The 23,558-nt window shown below is 61.3% G+C and carries 32 protein-coding genes; 9 read left to right on the top strand and 23 right to left on the bottom strand.

Translation table 11 applies throughout. The features are described from left to right. Window positions 1-106 precede the first annotated feature (106 nt). Both F1542_RS15855 and F1542_RS15860 read right to left on the bottom strand, forming a co-directional pair. Entirely contained in the window at window positions 107-400 is a 294-nt protein-coding gene (locus F1542_RS15855; protein WP_019086977.1) for an HU family DNA-binding protein, read from the bottom strand. Window positions 401-459: 59 nt separating this feature from the next. Next, window positions 460-1,212 (bottom strand): BRO family protein, encoded by a 753-nt coding sequence (locus tag F1542_RS15860; RefSeq protein ID WP_026018818.1) that lies wholly within the window; start codon window positions 1,210-1,212, stop codon window positions 460-462. Window positions 1,213-1,266: 54 nt separating this feature from the next. Between F1542_RS15860 and F1542_RS15865 the strand changes: the two genes are divergently transcribed. From F1542_RS15865 to F1542_RS15890, 6 genes are all read left to right on the top strand, one after another. Continuing rightward, window positions 1,267-1,449 (top strand): hypothetical protein, encoded by a 183-nt coding sequence (locus tag F1542_RS15865; protein WP_078524625.1) that lies wholly within the window; start codon window positions 1,267-1,269, stop codon window positions 1,447-1,449. Between the two features lie 153 nt (window positions 1,450-1,602). Beyond that, a complete protein-coding gene (locus tag F1542_RS15870; RefSeq protein WP_078524626.1) occupies window positions 1,603-2,178 on the top strand; it encodes a hypothetical protein in 576 nt (191 codons plus the stop codon). 3 nt (window positions 2,179-2,181) lie between these two features. Beyond that, window positions 2,182-3,012, top strand: a complete 831-nt coding sequence (locus F1542_RS15875) for a hypothetical protein (RefSeq protein ID WP_078524627.1) — start codon at window positions 2,182-2,184, stop codon at window positions 3,010-3,012. Then, window positions 3,012-3,506: a hypothetical protein gene (locus tag F1542_RS15880; RefSeq protein WP_019091963.1), complete on the top strand. Its 495-nt coding sequence runs from the start codon at window positions 3,012-3,014 to the stop codon at window positions 3,504-3,506. Before F1542_RS15875 ends, F1542_RS15880 begins: the two co-directional genes overlap by 1 nt. Window positions 3,507-3,616: 110 nt before the next feature. Then, window positions 3,617-4,429 (top strand): hypothetical protein, encoded by an 813-nt coding sequence (locus F1542_RS15885; RefSeq protein WP_193733891.1) that lies wholly within the window; start codon window positions 3,617-3,619, stop codon window positions 4,427-4,429. Window positions 4,430-4,442: 13 nt separating this feature from the next. Continuing rightward, window positions 4,443-4,850, top strand: coding sequence for a hypothetical protein (locus tag F1542_RS15890; RefSeq protein WP_193733892.1), 408 nt, complete (start codon window positions 4,443-4,445; stop codon window positions 4,848-4,850). Window positions 4,851-4,965: 115 nt separating this feature from the next. Here F1542_RS15890 and F1542_RS15895 read toward each other — a convergent pair whose 3' ends face one another. The 4 genes from F1542_RS15895 to F1542_RS15910 all read right to left on the bottom strand — a co-directional run bounded on the left by F1542_RS15895 (window position 4,966) and on the right by F1542_RS15910 (window position 8,073). Continuing rightward, window positions 4,966-5,268 (bottom strand): hypothetical protein, encoded by a 303-nt coding sequence (locus F1542_RS15895; protein WP_193733893.1) that lies wholly within the window; start codon window positions 5,266-5,268, stop codon window positions 4,966-4,968. Window positions 5,269-5,338: 70 nt separating this feature from the next. Further along, window positions 5,339-6,019, bottom strand: coding sequence for a hypothetical protein (locus F1542_RS15900; RefSeq protein ID WP_019087277.1), 681 nt, complete (start codon window positions 6,017-6,019; stop codon window positions 5,339-5,341). A gap of 522 nt (window positions 6,020-6,541) precedes the next feature. Continuing rightward, window positions 6,542-6,976 carry a cupin domain-containing protein gene (locus F1542_RS15905; protein WP_193733894.1) on the bottom strand — a complete coding sequence of 145 codons (435 nt, stop codon included), beginning with the start codon at window positions 6,974-6,976 and terminating at the stop codon, window positions 6,542-6,544. Window positions 6,977-7,053: 77 nt separating this feature from the next. Then, window positions 7,054-8,073, bottom strand: coding sequence for a zinc-binding alcohol dehydrogenase family protein (locus F1542_RS15910; protein ID WP_193733895.1), 1,020 nt, complete (start codon window positions 8,071-8,073; stop codon window positions 7,054-7,056). 100 nt (window positions 8,074-8,173) lie between these two features. On the opposite strand from F1542_RS15910, the gene F1542_RS15915 reads away from it, so the two are divergent. Together F1542_RS15915 and F1542_RS15920 are read left to right on the top strand one after the other, a co-directional pair. Continuing rightward, window positions 8,174-8,587 (top strand): helix-turn-helix domain-containing protein, encoded by a 414-nt coding sequence (locus F1542_RS15915; protein WP_193733896.1) that lies wholly within the window; start codon window positions 8,174-8,176, stop codon window positions 8,585-8,587. Between the two features lie 154 nt (window positions 8,588-8,741). Beyond that, entirely contained in the window at window positions 8,742-9,347 is a 606-nt protein-coding gene (locus F1542_RS15920) for a nuclease-related domain-containing protein (RefSeq protein ID WP_346011983.1), read from the top strand. Here the strand turns inward: F1542_RS15920 and F1542_RS15925 are convergent. The 6 genes from F1542_RS15925 to ssb all read right to left on the bottom strand — a co-directional run bounded on the left by F1542_RS15925 (window position 9,341) and on the right by ssb (window position 14,846). Beyond that, the gene (locus F1542_RS15925) at window positions 9,341-9,775 is read right to left on the bottom strand and encodes a hypothetical protein (protein WP_193733897.1); all 435 of its coding nucleotides are present in this window, start codon (window positions 9,773-9,775) and stop codon (window positions 9,341-9,343) included. The genes F1542_RS15920 and F1542_RS15925 overlap by 7 nt on opposite strands. A gap of 130 nt (window positions 9,776-9,905) precedes the next feature. After that, window positions 9,906-11,957: an ATP-dependent helicase gene (locus F1542_RS15930; RefSeq protein ID WP_193733898.1), complete on the bottom strand. Its 2,052-nt coding sequence runs from the start codon at window positions 11,955-11,957 to the stop codon at window positions 9,906-9,908. Further along, window positions 11,954-12,289 carry a hypothetical protein gene (locus F1542_RS15935; protein WP_193733899.1) on the bottom strand — a complete coding sequence of 112 codons (336 nt, stop codon included), beginning with the start codon at window positions 12,287-12,289 and terminating at the stop codon, window positions 11,954-11,956. The genes F1542_RS15930 and F1542_RS15935 overlap by 4 nt, the downstream gene beginning before the upstream one ends. Before the next feature lie 9 nt (window positions 12,290-12,298). Then, the gene (locus F1542_RS15940; RefSeq protein ID WP_193733900.1) at window positions 12,299-12,511 is read right to left on the bottom strand and encodes a hypothetical protein; all 213 of its coding nucleotides are present in this window, start codon (window positions 12,509-12,511) and stop codon (window positions 12,299-12,301) included. Between the two features lie 82 nt (window positions 12,512-12,593). Then, window positions 12,594-13,796: a DUF3991 and TOPRIM domain-containing protein gene (locus F1542_RS15945; protein WP_193733901.1), complete on the bottom strand. Its 1,203-nt coding sequence runs from the start codon at window positions 13,794-13,796 to the stop codon at window positions 12,594-12,596. 579 nt (window positions 13,797-14,375) lie between these two features. Continuing rightward, entirely contained in the window at window positions 14,376-14,846 is a 471-nt protein-coding gene (ssb, locus tag F1542_RS15950; RefSeq protein WP_025812349.1) for a single-stranded DNA-binding protein, read from the bottom strand. 363 nt (window positions 14,847-15,209) lie between these two features. Here ssb and F1542_RS15955 point away from each other — a divergent pair, with 363 nt between their 5' ends. Then, on the top strand, window positions 15,210-15,722 hold the full coding sequence (locus F1542_RS15955) for a hypothetical protein (protein ID WP_193733902.1): 513 nt from the start codon (window positions 15,210-15,212) through the stop codon (window positions 15,720-15,722). Here the strand turns inward: F1542_RS15955 and F1542_RS17240 are convergent. The 11 genes from F1542_RS17240 to F1542_RS16010 form a co-directional block, all read right to left on the bottom strand. Continuing rightward, window positions 15,719-16,039, bottom strand: a complete 321-nt coding sequence (locus tag F1542_RS17240) for a hypothetical protein (RefSeq protein WP_227672805.1) — start codon at window positions 16,037-16,039, stop codon at window positions 15,719-15,721. The two genes, F1542_RS15955 and F1542_RS17240, sit on opposite strands and share 4 nt — an antisense overlap. A gap of 182 nt (window positions 16,040-16,221) precedes the next feature. Then, entirely contained in the window at window positions 16,222-16,611 is a 390-nt protein-coding gene (locus tag F1542_RS15965) for a hypothetical protein (protein WP_193733903.1), read from the bottom strand. Beyond that, window positions 16,608-16,991 (bottom strand): hypothetical protein, encoded by a 384-nt coding sequence (locus F1542_RS15970; protein WP_227672806.1) that lies wholly within the window; start codon window positions 16,989-16,991, stop codon window positions 16,608-16,610. The genes F1542_RS15965 and F1542_RS15970 overlap by 4 nt, the downstream gene beginning before the upstream one ends. Window positions 16,992-17,048: 57 nt before the next feature. Then, complete coding sequence (locus F1542_RS15975) at window positions 17,049-17,948, bottom strand: ArdC family protein (RefSeq protein ID WP_193733904.1); 900 nt, start codon at window positions 17,946-17,948, stop codon at window positions 17,049-17,051. A gap of 72 nt (window positions 17,949-18,020) precedes the next feature. Then, window positions 18,021-18,176, bottom strand: a complete 156-nt coding sequence (locus F1542_RS15980) for a hypothetical protein (RefSeq protein WP_193733905.1) — start codon at window positions 18,174-18,176, stop codon at window positions 18,021-18,023. Window positions 18,177-18,440: 264 nt separating this feature from the next. Further along, the gene (locus F1542_RS15985; RefSeq protein WP_193733906.1) at window positions 18,441-18,911 is read right to left on the bottom strand and encodes a DUF3085 domain-containing protein; all 471 of its coding nucleotides are present in this window, start codon (window positions 18,909-18,911) and stop codon (window positions 18,441-18,443) included. Between the two features lie 123 nt (window positions 18,912-19,034). Further along, window positions 19,035-19,343, bottom strand: a complete 309-nt coding sequence (locus F1542_RS15990; RefSeq protein WP_193733907.1) for a hypothetical protein — start codon at window positions 19,341-19,343, stop codon at window positions 19,035-19,037. Window positions 19,344-19,374: 31 nt separating this feature from the next. Next, the gene (locus F1542_RS15995) at window positions 19,375-20,406 is read right to left on the bottom strand and encodes a phosphoadenosine phosphosulfate reductase family protein (protein ID WP_193733908.1); all 1,032 of its coding nucleotides are present in this window, start codon (window positions 20,404-20,406) and stop codon (window positions 19,375-19,377) included. Window positions 20,407-20,563: 157 nt separating this feature from the next. Beyond that, window positions 20,564-20,977, bottom strand: coding sequence for a hypothetical protein (locus F1542_RS16000; RefSeq protein WP_010511890.1), 414 nt, complete (start codon window positions 20,975-20,977; stop codon window positions 20,564-20,566). Then, complete coding sequence (locus F1542_RS16005) at window positions 20,970-21,308, bottom strand: hypothetical protein (RefSeq protein WP_193733909.1); 339 nt, start codon at window positions 21,306-21,308, stop codon at window positions 20,970-20,972. Before F1542_RS16005 ends, F1542_RS16000 begins: the two co-directional genes overlap by 8 nt. 183 nt (window positions 21,309-21,491) lie before the next feature. Continuing rightward, window positions 21,492-23,417 (bottom strand): ParB/RepB/Spo0J family partition protein, encoded by a 1,926-nt coding sequence (locus tag F1542_RS16010; protein ID WP_193733910.1) that lies wholly within the window; start codon window positions 23,415-23,417, stop codon window positions 21,492-21,494. Window positions 23,418-23,558 lie beyond the last annotated feature (141 nt).

A 23,558-nucleotide genomic window follows, 5' to 3' on the forward strand; every position in this document is an offset into this window, starting at 1 on the left:
CGTCGTCCTGGCCTGCTGTTATGTCAGGTCTCCTGGCCGTCTCGCTCATCGTCATCACCTCCCATGTCAGAACCACGGGAAGCGTGACGCGGAATCATGCGACCGTTCAGGCCTTCTTTTGATCAGCTCCGGCGAGCGCGTCCTTGACGGCCTTGGCCGGCGCGAAAACCAGCTTGCGCGAGGCTGGTATCTGCATCTCGGCACCGGTCGCCGGGTTGCGACCCGTGCGGGCGGCGGTGTGCCGGACGGTGAACTTACCAAAGCCGGGCAGCGATACCTCGTCGCCGACCTCTGCAGCCTGAACGATAGAGGCTATGACGGTCTCAAGAGCGGTCTTCGCATCGGCCTTCGTGCCACCCGTGGCTTCGGCAATACGGTCAATCAGATCGGTACTTTTCATCAGCGCTGTCTCTTTCAGTTAAGGGAACACGGAGAGATCGAATCACAACCGTAGCGGATTTATGATTTCTCTCGGGCGGGCAGGATGACGCTGCGGGACAGGTCCACCCCGATGCGAATGGCGTCATCAAGCTGGCGACCGATACCACTCTGCAGGACGGGGGAGCAATACATCGCCCCGTCGATTTTGCGGCATATGCTCCAGACCGACCCGATCAGGTTCATGGCGTGAACCAGCCCTTCCACGTCGTGACGATCCAGGTCGCGGATGAATTGGTGAGGATCAACCTCCTCAATGTATGGCTCCTGTCCCGGCATCACAAAAACCATGTGAGGACCAGGCCGCGAAAGGCGCCTGAGAAGATCCATCTGGGTACTGGTGATCGTGAGTTGCACGGCACTTCCGGGGCCTCCACCGGGGATATAGGCGCCAGTTCGACTGATCTGTGGCATCACCTCTCCGGTAATCCAGCGCCGAACCCGTTTGGCAATAGGCTTTCGAGAAATGAACGTCAGGTGATTGGCTCCGCTTTCACTGACGAAGAGCTGTTCCTGCATCCCTCCTGCGGTCACCACGCTGATGCGGCAATATTCATCATCATCGAGCCGTCTGACTGTCGCAGAAGGATTGCTGAGGCCCAATATGCAGCAAATCTCCCGGGCCGAGATCCATCGCCTTCCGGTGACTTCCCGAACTGATATCCGGGTATCTTCGAACGTTAGATAGTCTCGTTCGCTCTTATGCAGAATAGGTTGAACCGGATCACTGACCGGCTTCCTGGCTCGCGGCCTCCTGATGGTGGTGTCTGGCATATCATGTCTCCCCTTTTCCTGAGAAGATTGTGCGCGGGAAGCATGCGACCTCTCATGGAAAACGTGCTCAGCGGCATCCGCGTCATCCGCAAGGGTCTAAGCATTGCTTATACCCTTTCCCGCTTGCCCACTCCTGGCGGCGTAGCCGCCCGCACCAACGGTGCAATGGTGTATGAGGACCCGCTATTTATGGGTAGGCGCAATGTCGGCCTCGGGTATATCGATGGGTCGTCGTAAGGGTAGTTGTTGGGTCGTGAAACAGTCGTTCCGTCCGTGCGTCAAGGGTAGGTATATGGGTCGCTCATGAGTATGCGCGCGCAGATCACATGTGAGAATCTGCATGCTGACGAAGCTGCGACCCAGGTATGATGATGCAGGAGGGGATGAATCATGACAGGCAGGTTCGGCAAGGAACGGCTGAAATCGCTCATCGAGAACCATAGCGCCCGAGACAGTGCGACACCTCTCTATCGGTGGCTGCTCACCAACTGCGAAGACATAAGCGCACTGCGATCAAAAGGGGATTCCTGGGCTCCCTATGTTGCGGCAGCCCGAGAAGATGGCCTTGACCTTCCGGACGAAAAGGAAGCGATGAAGCGTATGGAGCGCTATTGGCGCCGTATGGCCGGCACCCGCCGCATGCACCCGGAAGCTGAACAGGTTCCACAATCTCCTGACACTGAAAGCACCATGCAACCCAGCCGCTTCCCTCACGGCTGGACGCCCGCTTTTGCGGATGACGGTCGCGTGAGCCGCGCGCCCGATGGAACTGGCGTTCCCGCACAAATAGTACCCGCCGAAAAAAACGCACAGGTCGCATCATTGCCCGCGACAGTGCCGGGGTGCTCGGGCAGCGAGACAACCGGGGAGAAGAACTTTCCCATTGGTCGCGCCCGGGCCGAGGCCATCAAGCGGGACCTTCTTGCGCGGCTGAAGCGAAAGGAGCCCGGTTTTCATCGGGAGTAAGGCATGGCATCCGCCACGATCACAGACGCCGCAGAACCAACGGTGCTGGTGACACGCCCAACCCTGCTCGTAGCCATCGGGCGCCAGCGGGTGGGAAAGACGACATTCCTCAAATCACTGGCCGAGATCACGGCCCAGCAGGGAGGCAGACCGGAGATCTGGAACACGGATTCCATGAACCGCTCGCATACGCTTTCATCGCTTGGTCCGCAGGTTCTGGAAGCGGACAGCACGTCCCCGACCGGGCAGGCTGCCTGGCTCGAAGGGCAGATCGAGAAGCTGGTTGAATCCCGCCATGATGCGATTCTCGACATCGGGGGAGGATGGACTGCGATGCACGAACTGATCCGCTCATCTCCCCTTGTCGCGGCGCTGGACGAGCTTGGGGTCTCGCTTGTGACGATCTTCATGATCGGTATGGAGAATGCGGACATCGACTATCTGCAGGACCTTCAGGAGCAGCATGGCTTCCTGCCACGCCGCACGGCGATTGTCATAAATGAAGGCCTGCTTCCCGTCGGTATCGACACACCTCAGGCGGTAAGCCAGATCCTCGAAAACGAAGCGGTGCTCAACGCTCTGGACCGAGGCGCCGCGCACGGTGTGTTCCCCGCGATCAACGGGCTGAAGAAAATCGCGGATCGTGGGCAGTCGTTCATGGATTTTGCTGCGAACAAGCCGGTTCCCGGACAGCCGAAAAGCTCGGTCTTCGACAGACTACGGGTCAATCGCTGGCTCAAGCGGGACGTGCCCCTCTTCCTGCGCGACCTCGGAGCGGACTATCTGCCCCGGATGCCAAAGGGGCTGCCCGACGTGGTTATGGAGAATGTCTGATGGCAGCCCAGGGCGACATCGAGGCGGCAGACCGTGAATTCGCGGTCCGAATGGAGAACCTGCGCAGGGTCGCCGCCCAATGGGTCGAGCGTCCGATCGCGCCCGAAGTCGAAGTGCTTTCGGCACTGGTCGCAGCGATAGACCAGATCGGCACCCTCTGCATTGAAGCCAGGCGCGCCTCCATCCGCTCCGTTGCCGAGAGCAGGCTGGTGGCCGAACAGCAGCGCGAAACCCTGGCGCAGGACACGATCGCCATCCGCAGCCACCTCAGGGACGGAATTGAAGCGGTGCACACGCTGCGCACCATCAACGAAAAACTGGTCGAGAAGAAACTCCTCGCGATCACCGCGGATATGACGAAAGGATTAAGGGGCGCCATCGAGAGCCAGGCCACGGCCATGACCAGACGGTACAACCTGGAGACGGCCTTTCGCATCCTGGGCTACAGCTCCATCGTCCTGATAGCGGGATTTGCACTCGGACGGATGCCATGAGCATGTCTGCAACGGTCACGCTCAGGGCCGGAACGGAAACGCCGTACGAAGTACTGACACAGGTCGCATGATGCTGGCCGATCCTGTCCGCCTCGCAACAGGAGGCCAAGGTGATCCGGCTCCTCTTCCCATGCCGCCGCACGGCGCAAGCGACCGTGGTCCTTGTAACGTGCGGCTTCGTCATGCCCCCCATCGGGCGGGCACAGACAGTAAACGTGCCCGGCGGGCTCCCGACACATGTCAACGCAACCTATCAGGAACCGGGGCTCGGTGGCTGGACCCCGGACACGACAGGCACAGCCCAGGCCACCAGCGGAAGCGGCGCCGTCACCCAGACAACGACAGCAGGCACGTCCGACAGCGATGCGCTCGAGACCCTATACCAGCAGTCATGGGGCTATGCGGCAGCCCAGAACGCCGAGGCGCTGGGCGTCAATCCGTCAGCACTGGCCGCGACCTGCGTGGTGGAATCCGGCTGCCAGAACCTCTACACGGCCGGAAACGGCAGTACGATCACCGGCGCGTTCCAGATGAGCAACGGGACCTACAGCCAGACCCTTGGAGAGGCACTGGCAGCAGACCCCTCGCTGGCCTCATCCATCACCAGCGGCACGGCAGGCCAGCAGGACCCGGCGACGCAGGCGGTGGCTGCGGCGCAGTATCTCAAGGATGCCGCAACCAGTCTGCAGCACAGCGGCATCAGTAACCCGACAGCCCTTGATGCCCGGGCCTATTATAACTTTGGCCCGAGCGCGGGTGCTGAAATCGCGACGGCCGACGACAGCAGCCTCATGTCGTCCTACATATCGAGCACGGCAATGTCGGGGAACAATATCCGTTCAACCACCACGGTCGGCCAATGGCGCGCGGCAGTCGCAGCAAAAATGGGCAGTGCCGCGTCCAGTTCGATCCTGACCGGCTGACGAGGAGTCCAGCATGAGGTTTTCCTACCGGGCCGCGATCCTTGCGGCCATCACCTGCAGCATCAGCCACCCGGCCTTCGCGCTGCACAGAACCCCGGTCCGTGCGCTCGACGGGTACAGATGCATGGCCCTTGATGCGCCGGAACGGGTCATGATGGATTTCAGGCATCCGATCCCGCTGCAGAGCGAACCACGGGACGGTGCCCCGAGCCTTGCGCCTGCGCTGGCGGTACTCCCGATCGCCACGGACGCACCATCTACGAACGGCTACGTCCGGAGCATGACCCTCGCATTGCGTCCCGGCTGGGTCTCGACAAGGTGGCTGAAACCCTACGACGCGGTCCATCCCGGCATGACCTGCACGCCCTACGTCATGAATGACGGCAAGCTTGGCTTCGTGTTCGGCAGGGCGACACAGTAGGTTTGTCATCTCCACAGTCCGGCATGCTGGTGTCAGGGCATTTTTTTTCCAGCACGATGGTGCCCCGGACACCAGAAGCAGGAACCCGGTTTCCGGGCTCCTGCGGCGTGGTCTCTCAAGGCGTCGGATCGTCAGGCCACCAGGGGTCGGGGGCGTCCGCGATCTCGCGCGCTTTCGCTTCGGCTGCGGCGATGGCTGCGGCCCTTGCGGCCTCGGTCGCCTCCCGCCATGCGTCGATGCCGTGGTCGGCAATAAAGTCATGGGCGCCGTCATCTTCGGGATGCGGCATTTCCGGGCCATGATAAAAAAGATTGCGATGCCAGACGTCCCGGTCCGTCAGGACCCATGCGTGGTGGGGCGCAGCACGCGAAAGCGCAAGGGCTTCGTCGCGGTCTGCCATGGATTCATATTCGCTCATGCGGGTCGATCCTTGCGGAAAGGTACCTTGCCGTGGGTGGCCGGACCCGCCTTGGGTCCGGCCGGGTCGGTCAGAAGCCGAGGGCGTCCATCTCGGCAGCTGCGGCCCGCTGGTCGATGGTGCGGGCGTTGCTGGCCGTGTAGGGCTTCCACGGGGTGCCGATCATGTCCTCGTAGGCCGCAAGGGCCCCGCGGGCGGACGCAACCAGAGCGGCGGCCTTGATCCCCTGCTCGGCTGCAAAGCGGCGGGCGTTGGCCGCCCTGTTTTCCAGCCCGTCGACGCCCATCCGGTCCTCTTCGCGATATTCGTTGAACTGTGAGGACAGTTCGCGGGCCTGCGCGCGCTTGGCGTCGTAGAACTGGGCGGCCCCGAAGGCGGACGCGACAGCGGCACCAGCCATGCGCTGGAGGTGCATTTCCAGCCCCTTGTCGTTCTGCTCCCCGTTCCATGTGGTCACGACCAGCACGGGCGAGAGGCTGCGGGCGATGACGGTGAAAGCCTGCCGGGCCGTTTCCGCGAGGGCGTCGGCGTCGAAGTCCTCAAGACCGAAATGGGAAACGATCTTGGTGATCTGGTCGGGAACGGGGATCAGGGCTTCGGCGGCCTCGATGGTGATGACAGGCACGCGCCGGGCCGCTTCCTCGAAACGGCGGGCGGCGGGGGCCTTCTGGCCCGATTTTGCCTTGCTGGCGGCTTTCTTCTCTTGCGCGGAAGCGAGGGCGGCGGTCATTGTGTTGGTAGCGTTGGACATGAAACCTAACCTTTCTGTCTGGCGTCAGCCCTGTCCGGTGTGTCACCACCGGGCGGGGCGTCTGTGGCGGGAACCATTTCCCTCTCCACAAATAAATAATAGTACAGACAGAATATAAATACAATAAAAAAGACAATATATTATCAGTAAACATTAGTTTACTACTGTTTTTATTCCCTTTATTTCCTTATGCCCCTTTTATTAATCGCAGTATTATAAGAAATCTCATAAGTATTCATCCTGAAGAACCCCAGGGCGAGCGGTCGAACCGTTGCGCGAAAGCGTGGAGACCCCGCAGGGGGCTCCAGTGAGGTTAGCGGCGCAGCCGCTTAGCGAACCAGAGTGAGAGAACCCCGAAGGGGCCGCCCCTGATTTTCTTTTTTCCTGTTGAACAGAGATGTTTCCCGGACCAGGTCTTTCAGGAAAGGAAACCGTCTCCAGATGCCCTGGGCTTACGCCGCGTTTTGCGGGCATGCGCTGCAGGGACACAGATCCAGTTCATCTGTGACCCGCGACATTACTTCAGATACTCTTGATGAAGCCGGAAGGCGTGCCTTCGGCAGGATCGACAAACACCACGTCATCCGGTGCCCGGCGCGGTGTGTCGATGGCAAGAAAAGTGACAGGATCACGCAGGATACGCGACACCGCATGCACCGCACGCCGCGGAAAGACCAGCAGGTGCCCGGGAACAAACGGCGCTTCCTCAGCCGGATCATCAATCCAGAATGTCCCTTCTCCGGAAAGCACATGGAGGACTTCATCACACTGGGTATGATAATGCGGCGGCACGTTCCGATAGATCTGGAACACCCTGATACTGGCTTCAGGTTTGTCGGTCAGATAGGTATCCAGCAGCATCGTATCCGCGGTTTCCGGGAACGCCGCGGCAATCCTGTTGAGATCGAACCGTCCACCGGTACGGTTCATGGTCATCAGATGCTCTTCATCAGTCATGAGGCCTGTTCTCCGCCCATGTTCCACACCATGTCTCGACGAGCGCTTTTGCGGATTCAGTCATGGTCTTCTCCATTTCAGCCAGGAAAACCTTCGAGCACGATCTTGCCCTTTGCCTGACCGCTCTCGATCAGGGCATGGGCCTCTCGCAGGTTCGCCGCCGTGATCAGGCCGAGGTTCCTGCCAAGCGTGGTGCGGATACGCCCGTCATCCACGAGGCGTGAGACGTCGTTGAGAATCTCGCCCTGCCTGCCCATGTCGGCCGTGCCGAACAGCGGGCGGGTGAACATCAGCTCCCAGTGCAGCGACAGGCTTTTCTTCTTCAGCGGCAGGGCGTCGAGCGCGGCCGGGTCATCAATCAGGCCGAAATGCCCCTGGGGCGCGATCAGCTCGACAATCTCTGACATATGCCGGTCCGTCTGCGTCGTGGAAAAGACGAAGCCGGGAGCGCCGGTCGGAAGGGCGGCGACCTGCGCGGCAAGAGGCCTGCTGTGATCCACCACATGATGTGCCCCGAGGGATTTTACCCAGTCGCGCGTTTCTGGCCGGGAGGCGGTGGCGATGACCGTGACATCGGTCAGGACCCGGGCCAGCTGGATGGCGATGGAGCTAACCCCGCCAGCGCCGCCGATAATCAGCACGGCCGGCTTCACGCCGGGGACTGACCGACGGATATCCAGGCGATCGAACAGCATCTCCCAGGCGGTGATCGCTGTTAGCGGCAGTGCCGCGGCTTCAGCCCAATTCAGGGAACGGGGCTTACGGCCGACAATCCGCTCGTCGACCAGGTGGAATTCGGCATCGGTTCCCGGGCGATCGAGCGCGCCAGCGTAGAAAACCTCATCCCCGATGGCAAAATCCGTCACTTCAGGTCCGGTGCCGACAACGATCCCGGCGGCATCCCAGCCCAGGACCCGCCATTGACCCGCGTCCGACGCGGCGCTGCGGCGGATTTTTGTATCGACCGGATTGACCGACACAGCCCTGATTTCCACCAGGAGATCCCGCCCTGAAGGGACCGGCTTCGGCAGATCGATGTCCTGAAGGGACGCGGGATTGTCGATCGGGAGAGGCGTCTGGTAACCGACGGCGCGCATGATGTCTGCTCCTGTGTTGATGAAGGAGAACAGTGAGCATTATGCTGGGTTCGGACAAGAACGCACTTTTAACGCCCATAGTATCGGAAATGATACCGTCATGGCCCGTATCCGGCATAAATCACTTGATTGCAGTCCCGGCTGTGCCGTTGAAGCAACGCTTCAGCTGATCGACGGGAAATGGAAAGGGGTGATCCTCTACCACCTGCTTGAGGGAATCCTGCGCTTTAACGCAATCCGCAGGCGCCTGCCCAATATCACCCAGCGCATGCTGACAGCCCAGCTCCGCGAACTGGAACAGGACGGGTTTGTCCTGCGGACGGTCTACGCCGAGGTGCCCCCGAAGGTGGAATACAGCCTGACGCCGCGGGGACGGACCCTGGAGCCGGTCATCATGGCCCTCAAGAAATGGGGGGACGAGAATACCGGGTTCAGGCGGGATCCTAAATCCCCTACGGACCTGGGCAAACATGCCGCCAATTGTCCGGTCTCCTGCGTTCAGGCTGGCGGGTGAGCGGGCACTGTTGGTGATCCGGATCCATGTTGCGGACATGCATCCGGACACTCACCCCGAGCATGCACGATTCCCGGTATTTCCCGCCCCAGTCGCATGACGGACAGATATATGGGACACGCTATCGGGCCACGGAACCACAGGGGGAAACTGCGTGGTAAGACTTCGACGTCATCGCGTGAAGCCTCCCGGCAGCTGCCGACTGACGACCCATGAGGCGCAGGTCTGGCGGTCCTTTCGCGCCGCCATCCAGGGCGAGAAAGGAGAGAGCGCCGTAGCCCACCTGCTCGACCGGAGCGGCCTGGCCGTGCTACACGACGCCATACTGCCGGCGGGTGACGGCAGGACAACCCAGATTGACCACCTGTTCCTCAGCCCGAGGGGCATCCATGTCGTGGAGACAAAGCGGTATGGCGGCGAACTGACCGGACACCCGGAAGATGAACGGTGGCGACAGCGTTTCGCGGGCGAGGCGCCCGACGCCCCGCCCCGGCTGATTTACAGCCCGGTGATGCAGAATGCCGCCCATTGCCGCGCCGTCTACGCGCTGGCCCGCCTCGTCGACCCGACCATCCAGATATTCAGCCATGTCGTGCTGACGGGAACTGCGGTCCTGTCACCTGCGCTTGTGGCCTGCACCCTTTCCCTTTCCGCATTGGAAACCCTGCTGCATGGTCTTGAGCGCAACGTGCCACGGGGCACACTGATTGACGCATGGCGGCGCATCGGGCTCGCCTGCCATGCCAGCGGGCATCAGTAAGCGGCCTCCCTGTCGAGAAAATCGAGCAGTTCCGCGATTTCCCCGATTGAAAGCATGCGCCCGCGACAGGCCTCGCTATCGCGGGGAAAATCGAGCGGCTCGCCGCCATGGTCACGGTTGCCGGCACTGATCCAGAGTACCCGCTCCGGCTCCTCGGGGTCATAATCGAGGCGAACCCCGAGGCCATCTCCCAGGTCGATAAAATCGGAGAACAGGTCATCCTCACACCGAAGCGGAAGCGTGCCGATTTCCACACCGACCCACCTGCCGGGAAATCTGGCCCGAAGGAGATCGGTGATCTGGCGCGTATGGGGCCTGAGATCCGTCGGGTCCCGGACGGGCGGCGGTGGCTCCAGAGGCTGCAGGAAACCCGCCTCGTCATCATCCCAGTCATCGGGCTCAATCGGCGGCACCGGCTTTTTCGCCATAAAGCAGACGTCCTTCGACCAAAAGAAAAGCAATTTAAGACCGAAGCGTCGAACGGGACCAGCCTGTTTGGTGCAATGCCCCGGCCACGCGAACGCATGTCGCCGCTGCCGGGGCATGCATTGTCTGCATTCACAAGCCAAGCGCATTCAGTTTCTGATCAACCTGCCTCCAACGACTGTCAGACTGGCGTGGTTCGTTCCTGCCGTGATTCCAGCTGCTGACCCGGTTCTCGAGTGGAATTTCGTCAATGAACCGGCTCGGACGGGAAGATCCGCCCTGGCGATAATCACAGAACGTGATCGTGGCCTGCTCCATCGCCCGGGTCAGCGCCACATAGGCAAGGCGACGCTCCTCTTCGGGATTGCGCGACATCGCACCGGGGAAAATCGCCTCTTCCCACGCAGGAAGAAAGACGTGCCGGAATTCCAGTCCTTTCGACCGGTGCATGGTCATGAGCTGAACGCGATCACGACCTTTTTCTCCAGGTGCTCCGCCTGCCAGTGCCGCATGCTCCAGCAGGTGTTCCACGCGCCGGAAACCCTGGGCCAGTTCGATCAGTTCCGCGAGGTTTTCGCGCTGGGTTGCGGCTTCATCCGAATCATCAGCCCGCAGCATGTCCAGATACCCTGTTGCCTCGAGCAGGCCGGTAAGGCGCTCCCCAAGGCTTTCCCCTTCCCGACATCCGATCTGTCTGAGAATCTGGACGAATCCCTGCAGCGCCACGGCACATCTCGGGGACAGCCGGGTCCGTGTGGCCGCCGCGCATAGCGACAGACCACCCGCCGAAGCCTCCATCTCGATTTTCCCCAGGCCCTTGGCGCCAAGGCCCCGCGGGGGCCGGTTGGCCATCCGCCGAAAGGCTTCGTCCGACCTGCGCTCATCGGGCCATGCGCAAAGCGTCAGCAGGGCCAGAGCGTCCTTGACGGCGGTACGCCGATAGAAACCCACATCTCCGATGATCTCGTAGGGGACACGGGCGTGGAGCAGTGCTTCCTCCAGCGTTCGGGAGAGCCTGTTCTGGCGGTAAATGATAGCCATGTCATGCCAGGCGACGCCGGTCGCCGCGCGGCGGCCAATCTCCCGGATGATCGCCGCAGCTTCCTCGGTGGCGTAGGAGAACCCCAGAACCTCGATCGGGAGGCCCTCGCCCCGACGTGTAAACAGTCTCTTTTCGATCCGCGACGGGTCAAATGAAATCACCGCATTCGACGCATCAAGAATATGGCGGGTGGAACGGAAGTTCTCCTCCAGCTTGAACATCTTCGCATCAGGAAACTCATGCGGGAAGTTCCGCAGGAAGCCGACTTTCGCCCCGCGCCAGGAATAGATGCTCTGGGAATCATCCCCCACGCAGAACAGTTCACCAGACGTCCTGCCAAGCAACGTGAGCCACAGGTACTGGGCGCGGTTCACATCCTGAAACTCGTCCGCCATCACGGCCGTAAAACGGGCGGACCATCGGCGATGGTATTCTGCATCATGCAGCATCGCGAGGGTCGGCCACATCAGCAGATCACCAAAATCCGCCGCGTTCTGCTCGCGCAAGATCGCCTGGTAACGACCATACAGCCCGACCACAAAGCGCCAGCTTTCATGATCCACATGGAGATTCGCCGACTGTCGCCTGCGGATCAGGCTTTCAACATGCGCGAAAGCAGCCACCGGTGTGATCAGATCCTCTTTCAGCCGCGCAATCCGCTCGGCCATTTTTTTAATCTGTCTCGCGTCTCCTGGCGCTCCTTCCTGCGGCACGGGAAGCTTTTCCTTCGGGACAGTCCTGATCAGGCGGCGGACGATGACGAGACTGGCCTCGGCGTCACGAATGTCAAAGCCGCTACGCAATTGCGCCATTTCAGGCTCGGCCCGTAGCTGTCGGGCAGCCAGGGCATGAAAGGTTCCAAGCCATGTCGGTACCGAGTACGGCCCAAGAACGTCTCCGATGCGCTTGCGCATTTCCTGGGCGGCCTTGTTGGTAAAGGTTACACAGAGGATCTGGCCAGGAACCATGCCATGCAGTCCGACGCGGGTTGCGACCCCGGCTGTCAGGGTTTTGGTCTTACCGGTGCCTGCCCCTGCCAGAACCAGAACATATCCCAGCGCCATCGCCGCACGCCGCTGTTCTGGCGTCAGACTGTCAAGGACGGGCGCAAGAGCGCGCGGAACGGGAAGATCACCGGTCATAGCTCTTCCAGCCCTTCCGCCACGCAACCCGGGGTGGTGGTGATCTTACCGGTCGAGAGCAGGATCGTCGCCGGACAGGAAAGATCCCAGTTCCCAAGCCCGCGTTCCCAGCGTCCATCGATAACCAGGCCCACAGGACAGCCCGGCCGCTCGTACAGGCGGACTGTACTTTGCGGTATCGGGGGATCATCTTCTGCCCGCGTCAAGCGCCGGCGCAGGTGGCGGTTCCAGATGGTCTGGGCCGGGCGCGACCGGGCAAACGTCCGTGAAAGGTCCGCCTTCATCGCCAGACGCGCGATCCCCCAATCCGCATAGTCTGAAACAGATCCCATGATCCTCTCCTATGTGAGATGATCCTGCGCGCAGGATCGCTCGGCGCCCACCTCTGTGGCATGCCAGCCGTAAATGACGATCATCCCGTGCTCGTCGGTGAAGGAGGCGATGCGGCCTGCCAAGTCCCGGCCTCGAGCCATCGAGGCCGCGCGTTGCCCCGCAATCAACGCGCCACGCATTTCCGCATATCCGTCGCCACCCTGGCAGAGCCGTTCGGGCATGCGCGCGGGCCTGCAGATATCTGGACAAAGCCTGCACCTCGTGATGCCGTCTGTCCGGTGATCCCAAAGGATTTACGCTGGTTCACAAGGACATCCCCGGCGATGAACCTAGCCGTGGTCCGGCAGGCTTCCCGACAGGTTCAGACGGAGCAGGCAATGAGGCGTCCGAAACCCGCAGCGGCCGCTGCGTGCCGTGCGCCTCGGCCTGACCCAGCCATGACGGGGAAACCGTCTCCGGCTGCGTCGTTTTCGACCCCGAACCCAGGACTTCGGACAGGCGGCACAAGGGCGCAACGGGAACAGAACCTGCCTCCATTCCTTCCCTGCGGGTCCTCAGGACCGCATTCCAATCCTCTCCCGGCCCTTTCGGAGATATCCGTCCTGACCAGAGACCGACGTCCCGTGCCATCGCAGCGAATTTCCCGGCATAACGATCCCCCTGCAGGTCGTTATCAACGGCAACAACCAGTCGCGCTTCAGGCTGGGCGGCGACCTGCATCATGACCCGTTTCAGGTTCGCTTCGCTCTCTGGGCTCATGCCGCCACCCGTCGAGGTATAGAGCGTTCCTTGCTGGAAGCGATCGAGTGCTGCAAAGGACAATGCATCAATGGCCGCCTCGGTGACGACAAGGCGCGTCACGGGCGCTTCTCCCCCGTCGGCCCGGAAACCGAAGAGACGCTTGCCAATGCCGCCCGTCGAAAACCCCTTGTAATCCGGCCCCCGCATTTCCATGCCGGTGAACTGCCCGTCCGCATCCCGATGGCCAAACCAAGCGGTTCCGTGCGGGCCTTCCTTCAGCGCCCCCTGCTGTCCGGCAATCGCGACAATATGGTCGGGCAACCCACGGATCTCCGTCAGATAGCGCCATGCAGCCGTCCCCTGCCCGGGTGCGGTGCGACGGTTCCACAGTTCAGCGGGATCGCGGCGCGGTCTGTCACCGGCTCCCTTCGTACGCTCGACAACTTCGAGCGTCGGGCTCCTGCCGATCAGGCCGCGAAGTTCCTGCCTGACATGACCGAGGTTCTTCGAGGGATCGAGATACTGGACAAGCTTGAAGACATCACCTTTGCCGTCGCCCTTGGGGTCCCACCAGCCCTTGCCATCGTGATTGACGATAATGGCCTCGCTGTCACGGCGAAATTTCAGGTTACGGGCGGAACGCTGCGCGGTGGCCTGCCGATCCAGCCGGAACCCGGCTTTCTCCAGCACAACGGCGCAGTCTACAGCATTACGAAGCTCATCAAGTTCTTTTTGCTGTGCTTCTGGGGAAGACGTGTAAGCCATGAAAGACACTCCTTCACGAACAGCATGGGTTATGTTTCAGACCGCTCCGGTATTTACGGTGAGTATTTGAGATGATCGTGCGGAAAAACACTACGACCTCTGTATGGTTCGTCGAGATATTGCGTCCTGATGATCCGCGTTGAGGGTTTTATTCTGCGTGAACTGCAAAAGAATACAGGACGCACGAATGGCCGCAGTCTACGCGCAGCAGCAAACGGCATGTGCCCGCGCCACTGCGCACGCATTACCGGGACCATGGATGAGCGGGCACTCACGACGCCAGATACTCCCTGTGGAGGATCCCGTCTGCGCCCACATCATGCGACCGACGAAAAAATAAGGTTCACGAACCCGCTTAAAGGTTGATGGAGAAACAGGAGAGACACAGTTCATCCCCGATGTGGACGGACGACCGGCGTTCCAATATCGGCCGACAGACTTTCCCGATCGCCCACGCCATCAGGTCGGACAGGCCTCACAAGTATTCATGACGGGAACTGGCGCAGCAGAAACCGCACTTTCTTTTCCCTGAACAGGCACAATGCTCCGGGTCATTGACGACCCGGAACATCGCGCGGCTTAAAACGGGATTTCGTCATCCACTTCCTGCGCGTTGGAAGTTGCGGCAGGAACGGGGCGCTGTGCAGCGCTCCGCGAGGGACGCTCTTCATCAAAACGTCCATCGCCCGTGCTTCGACCATTGGCCAGCACCTTCAGGTTTCCATCAAACCGATCAATGATGATCTCGGTCACATAACGGTCCTGTCCCTGCTGATCGGTCCATTTGCGTGTCTCGAGATGGCCTTCGACATAGACCAGCGTTCCCTTCTGGCACCGACGTTCGATCACGGCTGAAAGGTGATCGTTGAAAGAGACGACACGGTGCCACTGGGTTTTTTCCCGGCGCTCACCGCTGGCGCGATCGGTCCAGGTTTCACTTGTCGCCACGCCGAAGGATGCGATTTTGCCCTCCCCTTCCCTACGTGCGGCAAGATCCGGATCCCGGCCCAGGTGACCGATGATGATGGCGCGATTGACTGACTGGCTCATGGTCTTGTTCCTTTTTTCCTTCCTGGTCGTCTCCGGCCCCTGCCGGATCTCTGACCTGGTGCGGTCGCGCGGAAGCGGACCACAGGCGGCGGGCGCAACCCCTCGGGGCGGCAGTGGTGCGGAAGCCGCGCATGCGGCTTCACGGTGCCGTCCCGACCGCAGGCCTGGGGGTTGCGCCCGACGACGACCGCTTCAGACCGCAGAAACCAGGTCGGAGACCCGGCAGGGGCCGAGGTCATGCTTTTGGATTTTGAATTTTTATTCTGTTTTATTTTTCTATTTCGCTCATAATCGTGTCATTTATTCTTGTACAATTATGATAGTCGTCCTAGAATTTCCCTGTCTCTACATTGGGAGTTCATCATGGCCGTGATTACTGCGTCGGAAGGACGCATCACCCTGAAGGCCGACTTTCATCCCGAACTGGCAATCCAGGCCCGGCGTTACAGGGGACGTTTTCTCGGCAAGGAAATCGGCTGGTCCTTCCTCCCCGAACATGAGCCGGCGATCCGCCAGCTCTGCCAGACCCTGTATGGTGTGGATGGCACGCCATCTGCATGGAATGACTGCTGCACCGTGCAGGTCGAAGTCGACGAGCAGGATGTCCGGGCACCGCTGTGGCGCCAGTTCAACGCCGATATTTACCTCGGTGGCCGTCACGTTGTCGGCGTTTTTGGTCCACGGCAGGCAGTTCGCACCGGCAGGGGCATAAAATTCCTGCGCGGCCAGCCGCATTGCGCCACCCGGATCGGCGCCTACCACATGGAGGTACCCACCGGCAGCGTTCTGGAAATCCGGAAATATCCGCGTGCCGCACTGGCGTTCCTGGGCAGGTGCCTCGACGGGCATGGCTCCTGGCGCATGGCCCAGGGCTAGAGCAGCCCGAGTTGCACGGTGGGCACGGGTGCATCCGCTGCCGTCGCTGTTCCGCCATGCTTTGCCTGCAGACGGGCCAGCTCCGCTTTCTCGCGCGCAACCTGTTCCTCGCGGGCACGGGTCGTCCATGCCTCGACCAGCAGGTTTTCCCGAACGCGCAGCCTGATTTCCTTCTCTACATCCGACCAGACAAAAGTCGGGTCGCCCCAGCAGGGATATCGCGCAACCTGATCGAGGAAATCGCGCCGTGTGGCTGCATTGTCGAACCATGTCTGCGCGAAGCCGGTCCGATTATAATGCGCGATAAATCCGAACATATTGCTCAGCCGGTTATACAGGGCCGGTGTAAATTTTTCTGCAGGCATTCCGAGTGCAATGAACCGCAGGATCGCATTACCAAGCTTTGCCTTTTGCTGGGCCGTCGCCCATTGGGTGGGTTTCAGGACAGCCGGGTCGAAAGGCGGGACCCGAAGCCGCTCACACAGGATCGGCCCCGCCGTCATGACACCTGGCTCCGGCATCGATAGCCGTTATGAAAGCGGCTCACATCCGGCAGATCAGGATAATGCCCCTCGCCCAGGCCCTCTTCACTCATCCTTTCCAGATAACGCACCGCCACGGTCACACGTCGGGCACTGGCGAGGCTGCGCAATACGACCAGATCCGAGCGGCCTCGCATATAACGATCTTCCCGGAGACCGGTGACGGGGTTAAGCGCAGCCGCCCCCATCGTGGCGTTCAGAAAGCATTCCACGATCCACGGCCGGGTCCGATAGGGACGTCCCGAAACAGGAGCCGGAAGACGGAAGATGGTTCCTCTGGCAATGGTCCCGACCCGGAGCGGGTTATTACCGCCCTGGAATGGAGACGTATAATACTGGCGGATCATGCCACGTCTCCTTTGCAGGACGCCATGTTTCCGGCATCGGTTGCGGATCGTCCATGCAGGATCCGTGCGCCATCAGCGTCGTTATCGACCATGAGAACCCATCTGTCGGTCCCCAGGGCGCCAGTGCGGTAAGCCGCATCAAAGCCACGTGGCTTACGATCGCCCCGACGGATATGCACACTGATGGAAAACGGGCGCCCGGGATGCGCGCTGGCGATCCTCTCACCGTAAAGCGTTACGGCAGTCGAGATTTCCGCGAGCGTCCGTGCTTCTGTCATCCCCCGTGCACCAAGGTGTTCCATCGGCAGCGCATGAAGGATGGCGCAGCCGTCGGAACGGATGCGCACGGCGGGAGTGGCAATCAGGGCAAAGACTGGCATGATGAACTCCATCACTCAGCGCGCCCTTGCGGGCGCATATATTTTCAGGGTTGGGTTTCAGGCGGCAGACGCCACGTCCTCGACGGATGGCTGACGTGTCGATGAGCTGAAAATGTATTGGGCCGCGGCTGAAGCAGCACTCGCTGCGGTGAAAATGGCGCGCTTGTCAGCCTTCAGCAGAGCCAGCCAGTTCCCGATGTAATCAGCATGGCGGACCGTCGGCTCGATCTGCAGTTCCGCGCATACGAAAGCTGATGTCATCTCTGCGACCAGTTCCTCGGCTGCGTAGGCATGGTCCCCAAACCGCCTGCCGAAGGTGCGCGACAGCCGGCTTTCGGCCCCGGTCCAATGCCCGATCTCGTGAAAGACGGTTCGGTACCAGTCGAGCTGGTTGAAATAGGACTGCTGGGGCGGAACCCGGATGAAGTCCGCATCCGGGGCATAAAATGCCTTGTCACCACCGATGCGAATGTCCGCCCCGGTTTCGCGCATCAGCGCTTCCGCGTGCGGCACGATTTCGCGTTCCGGCAACGGCGCGGTCGGCGCGACCATGCTCTCCGGCAGGTTCTCGCACTGGTCAACATTGAACACCGTAAACCGCTTTAGAAACGGGATCTGGCGTGGCTCGTCGGAACCTGCTTCCGATTTTGGCGTGAAACGGTCAGCATAAAATACCGTCGTCCCTTTCTCGCCTTTCCTGACATTGCCGCCCTGCGCATGCGCCTGGCGGAACGTCAGCCATTTCTGGGTAGAAAACCCCTGCATCTCTACCGAACCCCACAACATCAGGATGTTGATCCCGGAATAGGCCCGATCGGTCGCGGCATTACGCGGCAGGGCAATGCCGCATTTCGCGCGGTTCCATGGGCAGACCCATGGCACGGTTCCCGCTTCAAGTTCGCGGATGATGCGGTCAGTGACGGACTGGTGGATGTCGGTACGTTCGGTCCTGGCCATGATCAGTCTCCAGAAAATACAGACGCCGCCCCGAAGGGCGGCGCGGATGGGCAGCGGATGGCGAGGGTGGTGTCACCTGAGATCGATGATGCCCGTGCACGGATTGAGGAAGACGTCGGGCAGCAGGAGGAAAGTGACCATGGAGGCCGTCCAGAGGAGCACGATGGCGACGAATTTGGCGATTTCGACGGCAGGGCGGGACGGCGGCGCGATGCGGTTCTGTGCCATTTCCAGATCCTTTTTTCGGGGGTTTCGACCCCTTCCGGCGACCGCAGGCCAGACTGGCGGGCAAGGGCGCCGCACAGCGGCGGCACCGGAGCCGCGCACAGATGGCGCAGCCATCGCGCACGGCGAGGAGTCACCCCTTGCGCGGCAGGCTGGACTGTGGTGCCTGCCTCCTTCCTTTACTGCTTCATTTATTTATATATTTTATTTTTATTATATTTTTATTCAGATTTGGCTCTTTCCAGAGCCGCCGTATGCTTGTTCGCGTCAGGGTGTTTTCGGGGATGCCAGATAGGGGCAACTGATCTGCGCAGGCGTGACATCAATCCACAAACGACTGCCCGCAGTCGCCTCCAGTGCCTTGCGGATGGTGTTGGCAGAAAGAAATTCCGCGCCATCGTCACCGCCAAACGATGCGCGTTTGACATCGTACCAGTCGTCAGGACATGTGCGCGGATCAGCTTCGACGGCATAGGCGACAAGGTTCCCCTGACCCTCAGCGTCACTGAAGTCCGGATAACCATTCGACATCAGGTACACCCCATGATCGCCGACCAGCATGAGTCCTGCCGGTATTCTGGTACGGTCGACATCCGCACCGATCGGATGGCGCGACGACACGCCAGCCTTGAGAAAGGCCGGGTCAACAAGCTGATCATAGGTAGGGGAATGTTCGCTCGCGGCTTGCGCATGAGCGAGAAGACGCGCCACGAGGGCACGATCGAAATGCAGTTTCATTGCAGTATTCCTTTGTGTAATCCCCTTGCGAGGACACAAAAAAAAGCGGGACACCGAAGTATCCCGCCTTAAGAAATAAGAACCGGCGCCTCTGGGCCGAGAGAAGCCCGATGCCATTGCCGGTTATTCATCTTCATCGTCATCAAAGAAACGAAGCGCGGCATCGACCGGACCGTCCGCATCAAACAGGACGTAATCACAGTCGTGATTCCGGGCCAGGGCGAGAATGGCCCGCAGTGACCGCGACCCCGGCCAATCATGGGAGTATGGATCCAGCGGGACATGGACAAACCATCCGTGCGGGCCGGACAGGCAGGTGAGCCCAAAGGAACCACCTGACCTTGCATATCTCTCAAGGTGTCCACGGTCCGACAGGGGGAGGTGGCCGGTGCTCAGGTCGAGGAATTTCCGGATCTGGAAAGGCGCTAACATCGGGTTTCTCCCTGCTGGAGGATGAGGCGGGTCAGACCGGCCCGACGCTGTCGCCAAATGCGCCAGCGGGCATGACCCATTGTTCGGGGGATGTGAGGACACGGCCACGCCAGCGGTGGTAGAGCGCGCGGCGCACCAGACCCGGGTACCGGCGCACGGGGCCGTAGACCGTGCCGCCACTGGCCAGCGTGCCAAGGTCCCGGTCGCGTCGGATGGTGCAGCCAAATGCGCGTTCCCACTCACACAGCCGGGCGAACCGATCCGGGTCCATGTGACGCAGCGTTGCAGCCTGATCAGCAGACATGAATACACATGCCAGGCAGGACAGACGGCCAAACCCGAGCTGATAGGGAAGCGGCGGAATCACGCCATGCCGACGCAGGATCTGCCAGACAGCCGCTTCACTCCAGGCATGTACCGGCCGCCAGTGATCGATATGCCGTCGGGCCCGACCATCACGACAGTCTGCCCGATGCCGCTCAAAGACAGCGTAACGGGCACGGTTCGCGGATTCCGCCGTGCGTTCTCCGGTTACAAACAGGGTCCGGGCATGACTGAAGCGCGCCTGGTTCCGCAGGGCGCCATCCGCAACCATGATCTTGGCGTATGGGGAACACCAGCGGACCGACAGGTTCGCCGAAACCTGCGGGAAGCGGCGTCGTGTATTGGGCGGTCCCTTGCCACCGACAGTGACCCGCCCTGTCGGCGTATCGAACCAGACCGGTGCGGTCGGTGTATTCTCGCGCAGCATTTCCCGCACGATCCCACCCTGGCGGGCGGAGAAATACAGCCTGACGCCAAGGGCTGCAGCCAGATGCCGCCCGTAATCGGGCACATGCGGCCAGTCAAAAACGTCCCCGTCATCGTCCACAAGATGGTGCCACCACTCGATGCGCTGCGGCGTCACGCCCTTTTCGAGCAGGTGCAGCGTACTGGCGAGGGAATCCTTGCCAAAGGAACAGGCGATGATGACGTGATCATAACGCGCCAGATCAGGTATCTCTCCGGACTCCGGCACGATAGTTCCCTGGCGGGATGACAGGCTTGCGGTCACCATGGACATTCTCCTTGTCTGAATGTCCTCTGGCGGTCCGACGGGATATCGCGGGTCAAACGCGGCGCGTGCGCCGGCATCGCAGGCCCGCGGAGCGGGACAAGAGCCACCGTTTGAGGCGCGATGTCCCTTCGGGCATATTTTTTCCTGTTTCTTCCTGCTTTTCCTATGCGTCCGCGTTCAGGTATTCGTGCAGATACCGGCGCAGCACCATGCAGGCTGCATGGGTGTCCCGCTCACCATCATCCGCAAGGACACGATCCATCACCCTGGCGAGAACGGCGGCTGCCTCTCGGCCCGGGCTGAAAACAAGGGAAAACCCAAACTGTCCCTGCAGCACGCCGGTTCCCGCATCGTGGACCATGGCCACGATCTCGCCATGGACGACTTCCTCGACCTCAAGGTCCACTTCCTGACCGTCAGGCAGAATGGTGGTCCGGATCCCGTCAGAGTCCACACTGTCGGGGACGGCATTGAGGACGATCCGCGCAGCCGCCTCGGCGTCCGTCGCCGTGACCCTGAAATCGCCGGCATCGGCTTCAAATAGGCGCTCAACCAGCGTGACACGAAAATCAGGCATTGCCGTCCTCCCTTACCAGGACAAATTCGCTCAGTGTCTTGGCTTCGCGCCATGGGCAGTGCCACACCATCACGTCCTTTCCGCAGATTTCGGCGACAGAGCCACGCTCTCTCAGCCGGGCCAGTTCGTCCGACGTGACTCTGGGAACCGCCGTGAAAGCGGAAAATTCGACTACTGCCGCCTCCACGCTCTTATAGGGTCCCCGCCATCGGCGGGCCGCTGGCGGGTAGATTTCAGGCGTCCGGATCAAAACCCCACCATCCGGGTGGAAGCCCAGTTCAACCACATACCTGCCGATCAGACGCTTTTCCGTCATGTATTCATGGGTCATCACGGTTCTCCTTCGCCGACGCAGGTGAACGCGTAACCTGACGTTCCGGATAAGCCCGGTTGGGGCGCATCGCAGAATTTCCCGGTCGACGTCCTGCCAGAGGCCGTTGCTGGCTCACCGCCCGACGTCACCACTAGGGGCGACGGGCCGTGAGCCAGAGCCGTACGACGGCAACAGCCTCGCTCAGCTGAAGCCTACAAACTCAACATGCGTCCTGAGGAATTCTTCAGGTGTCTGCGATGGCGGAGCCAGACTTTCGGCCCTGCCGTGCGGCACCTCATCCCCCTGATCTGCCGCCAGGTCTGTGGGCGTGTCAGTCACTTCATCGAGCTCAACGCCCGTCGCAGCAGGATCATCGGTTCCCGGGCCACCAGTCCGCGCACCGGCATCCGCGTCGTCTTCCAACTCGGTCTCGTCGTCATGCGCCAGGTCCCCATCATCGTCATCCGCTCCGGATGGCGGGGCGAGCGCTTCCGCGAAAGTGGCGTTCAGCGCTGCGACATCGACCTGGAAACGCGCTGCAGGATGCACCCAGATCCCCTGCCCGACATGGTCCATCAGGACGCGGCGCATTTCCTTGCCGGTATTGCGCGGCAGGATGCCTTCCGCCTTTATGGCCTTCGTGATGCCGGACTTGCTGAGCGTTTTCAGGAAATCGTCATCCGCCATGGCAGGCAGATGGTCGTCCGCTTTCACGATATGGCCGACCAGGACACCCCAGTCGCCGCTATTCGTCGCGTTCTTTTCGCAGGACAGCACGGCTTTGAGCACGTCGACAGCAGCGCCACGCAGGACCGCCTCGTCCAGAGCCATCTCGCCATCCTGGAACAGTCCGGCGGCAGCCACGAGCCGGCGTGACGGACGGCGCTGCGGGTAGTGCGCGTTGGAATCCCCATCCACCCGGACGTTCTGCGCGTTGAGGGCCGCGATCATCAGTCCGAGCAGGATCCATGGATCGGCAGAGCCCCGCATGCCATCCAATGCGGCATGCAGCGCCTGGGTGCGGAAACTGCCGATCATGTCAAAACCACGCCCCGAGATATCGGGCCGTTCCCGTGGCCCTTCGGGCAGGGCTTCAATGACGGCGGACGGCGTCACGCGGCCTGCCGCCTCGCTGCCCGGCAGGACGCACCAGCCCTCGCGAACCTTCAGGCGATGATCGAGCCAGAAGAATTTCGTGGCGCCCTCGCGCTGCCAGTAGATCCGGACCATACCGGGTTCGAAGACCGGCTCGCCGTTCTCGTCGCTCTGGAGGATCAATGCGTCTTCAGGCGTGTTCTGACCCAGCCACTGACGCTGCGCCTTCTCATAGGCGAAACCGTCATCGGTATAACGGCCGTCCTTCCCGGCTTCACCGAACAGATCTTCCTGCCAGGCGATCCGGCAGCTTTTTGCAATGGCGTCATCAAACGAGGCCTCGATTGCATAAAAACGATCCTGCCGCAGGGCTGACGCAATCCGGTCCCAATCGGGGATGGCAGCACCGGGTTCCCAGTTTCCGTCGGGCAGTTGCGCGCCCTCATCTTCGCAGGGTTCGACATCCTCGGGCGGCGCCGCGCCAACCGGAAACCCGAAATGGCCCCAGACCTGTTCCTGCAGCGCGGTTGACGCAAGGGCGATGCTCGCCAGTTCACGATTGCCGGGACCCTTGCCCGCCTCGATCCACGCCAGAATCTCGGGCAGGATGGCAGACAGGCGACCGATCTGCTTCAGCTGCACCGGTGTGAGCATCAGCGCCTTGCAGATCGCGGTGTCATTCCACTTTTTTTCCTCCCGGAGCCTGGCGACAACCCGCCACTGTTCAACCTGGGTCATGGGCTGACGGATCATGTTCTCCGACGCGGCACGCATCCGGTCCAGTTCCGCATCGTCGCCTGCCACCGTCACCTGAATGGTTTTCAGGCCGGCCTTGACCGCGGCACGCCGGCGGCGATGCCCCGCAACGATCATCAGGCCGTCAGGAGTTTCGCGGACCAGAGGCGGGTGGATGATCCCGACGGCCTTGACGTTCAGCGCCAGCTGGCGCTCTTCCGCCTCGTTGGGCGCGGATTTCCGCGGGTTTTCGGGGTTGTCGAGCAGGGTTTTCGGATCGACTTCGCGCAGTTCCATGGTTCTTACTCCGTGTTCTCAGGACGCCTTTCCTGATGCACTCCGGCGGCCAGCACCGGGCTGGCGGGGCAAGGGCGCCGCGCAGCGGCGGCACCGGACCCGCGCGCAGGCGGCGCAGACGCCGAGCACGGGGAGGCGCCA

Origin of the sequence: Komagataeibacter sp. FXV3 (assembly GCF_015155755.1) — a bacterium.
GTDB lineage: Bacteria > Pseudomonadota > Alphaproteobacteria > Acetobacterales > Acetobacteraceae > Komagataeibacter.

What these genes read in the sequence shown, in the direction of transcription:
- F1542_RS15915 (WP_193733896.1), top strand. Translation starts at nt 8,174, where the DNA reads ATGGCCCGTATCCGGCATAAATCACTTGATTGCAGTCCCGGCTGTGCC.
- F1542_RS15875 (WP_078524627.1), top strand. Translation starts at nt 2,182, where the DNA reads ATGGCATCCGCCACGATCACAGACGCCGCAGAACCAACGGTGCTGGTG.
- F1542_RS15870 (WP_078524626.1), top strand. Translation starts at nt 1,603, where the DNA reads ATGACAGGCAGGTTCGGCAAGGAACGGCTGAAATCGCTCATCGAGAAC.
- F1542_RS16005 (WP_193733909.1), bottom strand. Translation starts at nt 21,308, where the DNA reads ATGACCCATGAATACATGACGGAAAAGCGTCTGATCGGCAGGTATGTG.
- F1542_RS15895 (WP_193733893.1), bottom strand. Translation starts at nt 5,268, where the DNA reads ATGAGCGAATATGAATCCATGGCAGACCGCGACGAAGCCCTTGCGCTT.
- F1542_RS15975 (WP_193733904.1), bottom strand. Translation starts at nt 17,948, where the DNA reads ATGGCCAGGACCGAACGTACCGACATCCACCAGTCCGTCACTGACCGC.
- F1542_RS15865 (WP_078524625.1), top strand. Translation starts at nt 1,267, where the DNA reads ATGGAAAACGTGCTCAGCGGCATCCGCGTCATCCGCAAGGGTCTAAGC.
- F1542_RS15970 (WP_227672806.1), bottom strand. Translation starts at nt 16,991, where the DNA reads ATGCCAGTCTTTGCCCTGATTGCCACTCCCGCCGTGCGCATCCGTTCC.
- F1542_RS15855 (WP_019086977.1), bottom strand. Translation starts at nt 400, where the DNA reads ATGAAAAGTACCGATCTGATTGACCGTATTGCCGAAGCCACGGGTGGC.
- F1542_RS15945 (WP_193733901.1), bottom strand. Translation starts at nt 13,796, where the DNA reads ATGGCTTACACGTCTTCCCCAGAAGCACAGCAAAAAGAACTTGATGAG.
- F1542_RS15995 (WP_193733908.1), bottom strand. Translation starts at nt 20,406, where the DNA reads ATGTCCATGGTGACCGCAAGCCTGTCATCCCGCCAGGGAACTATCGTG.
- F1542_RS17240 (WP_227672805.1), bottom strand. Translation starts at nt 16,039, where the DNA reads ATGTTCGGATTTATCGCGCATTATAATCGGACCGGCTTCGCGCAGACA.
- F1542_RS16010 (WP_193733910.1), bottom strand. Translation starts at nt 23,417, where the DNA reads ATGGAACTGCGCGAAGTCGATCCGAAAACCCTGCTCGACAACCCCGAA.
- F1542_RS15925 (WP_193733897.1), bottom strand. Translation starts at nt 9,775, where the DNA reads ATGGCGAAAAAGCCGGTGCCGCCGATTGAGCCCGATGACTGGGATGAT.
- F1542_RS15990 (WP_193733907.1), bottom strand. Translation starts at nt 19,343, where the DNA reads ATGTTAGCGCCTTTCCAGATCCGGAAATTCCTCGACCTGAGCACCGGC.
- F1542_RS15880 (WP_019091963.1), top strand. Translation starts at nt 3,012, where the DNA reads ATGGCAGCCCAGGGCGACATCGAGGCGGCAGACCGTGAATTCGCGGTC.
- F1542_RS15980 (WP_193733905.1), bottom strand. Translation starts at nt 18,176, where the DNA reads ATGGCACAGAACCGCATCGCGCCGCCGTCCCGCCCTGCCGTCGAAATC.
- F1542_RS15935 (WP_193733899.1), bottom strand. Translation starts at nt 12,289, where the DNA reads ATGGGATCTGTTTCAGACTATGCGGATTGGGGGATCGCGCGTCTGGCG.
- F1542_RS15985 (WP_193733906.1), bottom strand. Translation starts at nt 18,911, where the DNA reads ATGAAACTGCATTTCGATCGTGCCCTCGTGGCGCGTCTTCTCGCTCAT.
- F1542_RS15910 (WP_193733895.1), bottom strand. Translation starts at nt 8,073, where the DNA reads ATGCGCGCCGTCGGTTACCAGACGCCTCTCCCGATCGACAATCCCGCG.
- F1542_RS16000 (WP_010511890.1), bottom strand. Translation starts at nt 20,977, where the DNA reads ATGCCTGATTTTCGTGTCACGCTGGTTGAGCGCCTATTTGAAGCCGAT.
- F1542_RS15890 (WP_193733892.1), top strand. Translation starts at nt 4,443, where the DNA reads ATGAGGTTTTCCTACCGGGCCGCGATCCTTGCGGCCATCACCTGCAGC.
- F1542_RS15955 (WP_193733902.1), top strand. Translation starts at nt 15,210, where the DNA reads ATGGCCGTGATTACTGCGTCGGAAGGACGCATCACCCTGAAGGCCGAC.
- F1542_RS15965 (WP_193733903.1), bottom strand. Translation starts at nt 16,611, where the DNA reads ATGATCCGCCAGTATTATACGTCTCCATTCCAGGGCGGTAATAACCCG.
- ssb (WP_025812349.1), bottom strand. Translation starts at nt 14,846, where the DNA reads ATGAGCCAGTCAGTCAATCGCGCCATCATCATCGGTCACCTGGGCCGG.
- F1542_RS15860 (WP_026018818.1), bottom strand. Translation starts at nt 1,212, where the DNA reads ATGCCAGACACCACCATCAGGAGGCCGCGAGCCAGGAAGCCGGTCAGT.
- F1542_RS15940 (WP_193733900.1), bottom strand. Translation starts at nt 12,511, where the DNA reads ATGCCCGAACGGCTCTGCCAGGGTGGCGACGGATATGCGGAAATGCGT.
- F1542_RS15930 (WP_193733898.1), bottom strand. Translation starts at nt 11,957, where the DNA reads ATGACCGGTGATCTTCCCGTTCCGCGCGCTCTTGCGCCCGTCCTTGAC.
- F1542_RS15905 (WP_193733894.1), bottom strand. Translation starts at nt 6,976, where the DNA reads ATGACTGATGAAGAGCATCTGATGACCATGAACCGTACCGGTGGACGG.
- F1542_RS15900 (WP_019087277.1), bottom strand. Translation starts at nt 6,019, where the DNA reads ATGTCCAACGCTACCAACACAATGACCGCCGCCCTCGCTTCCGCGCAA.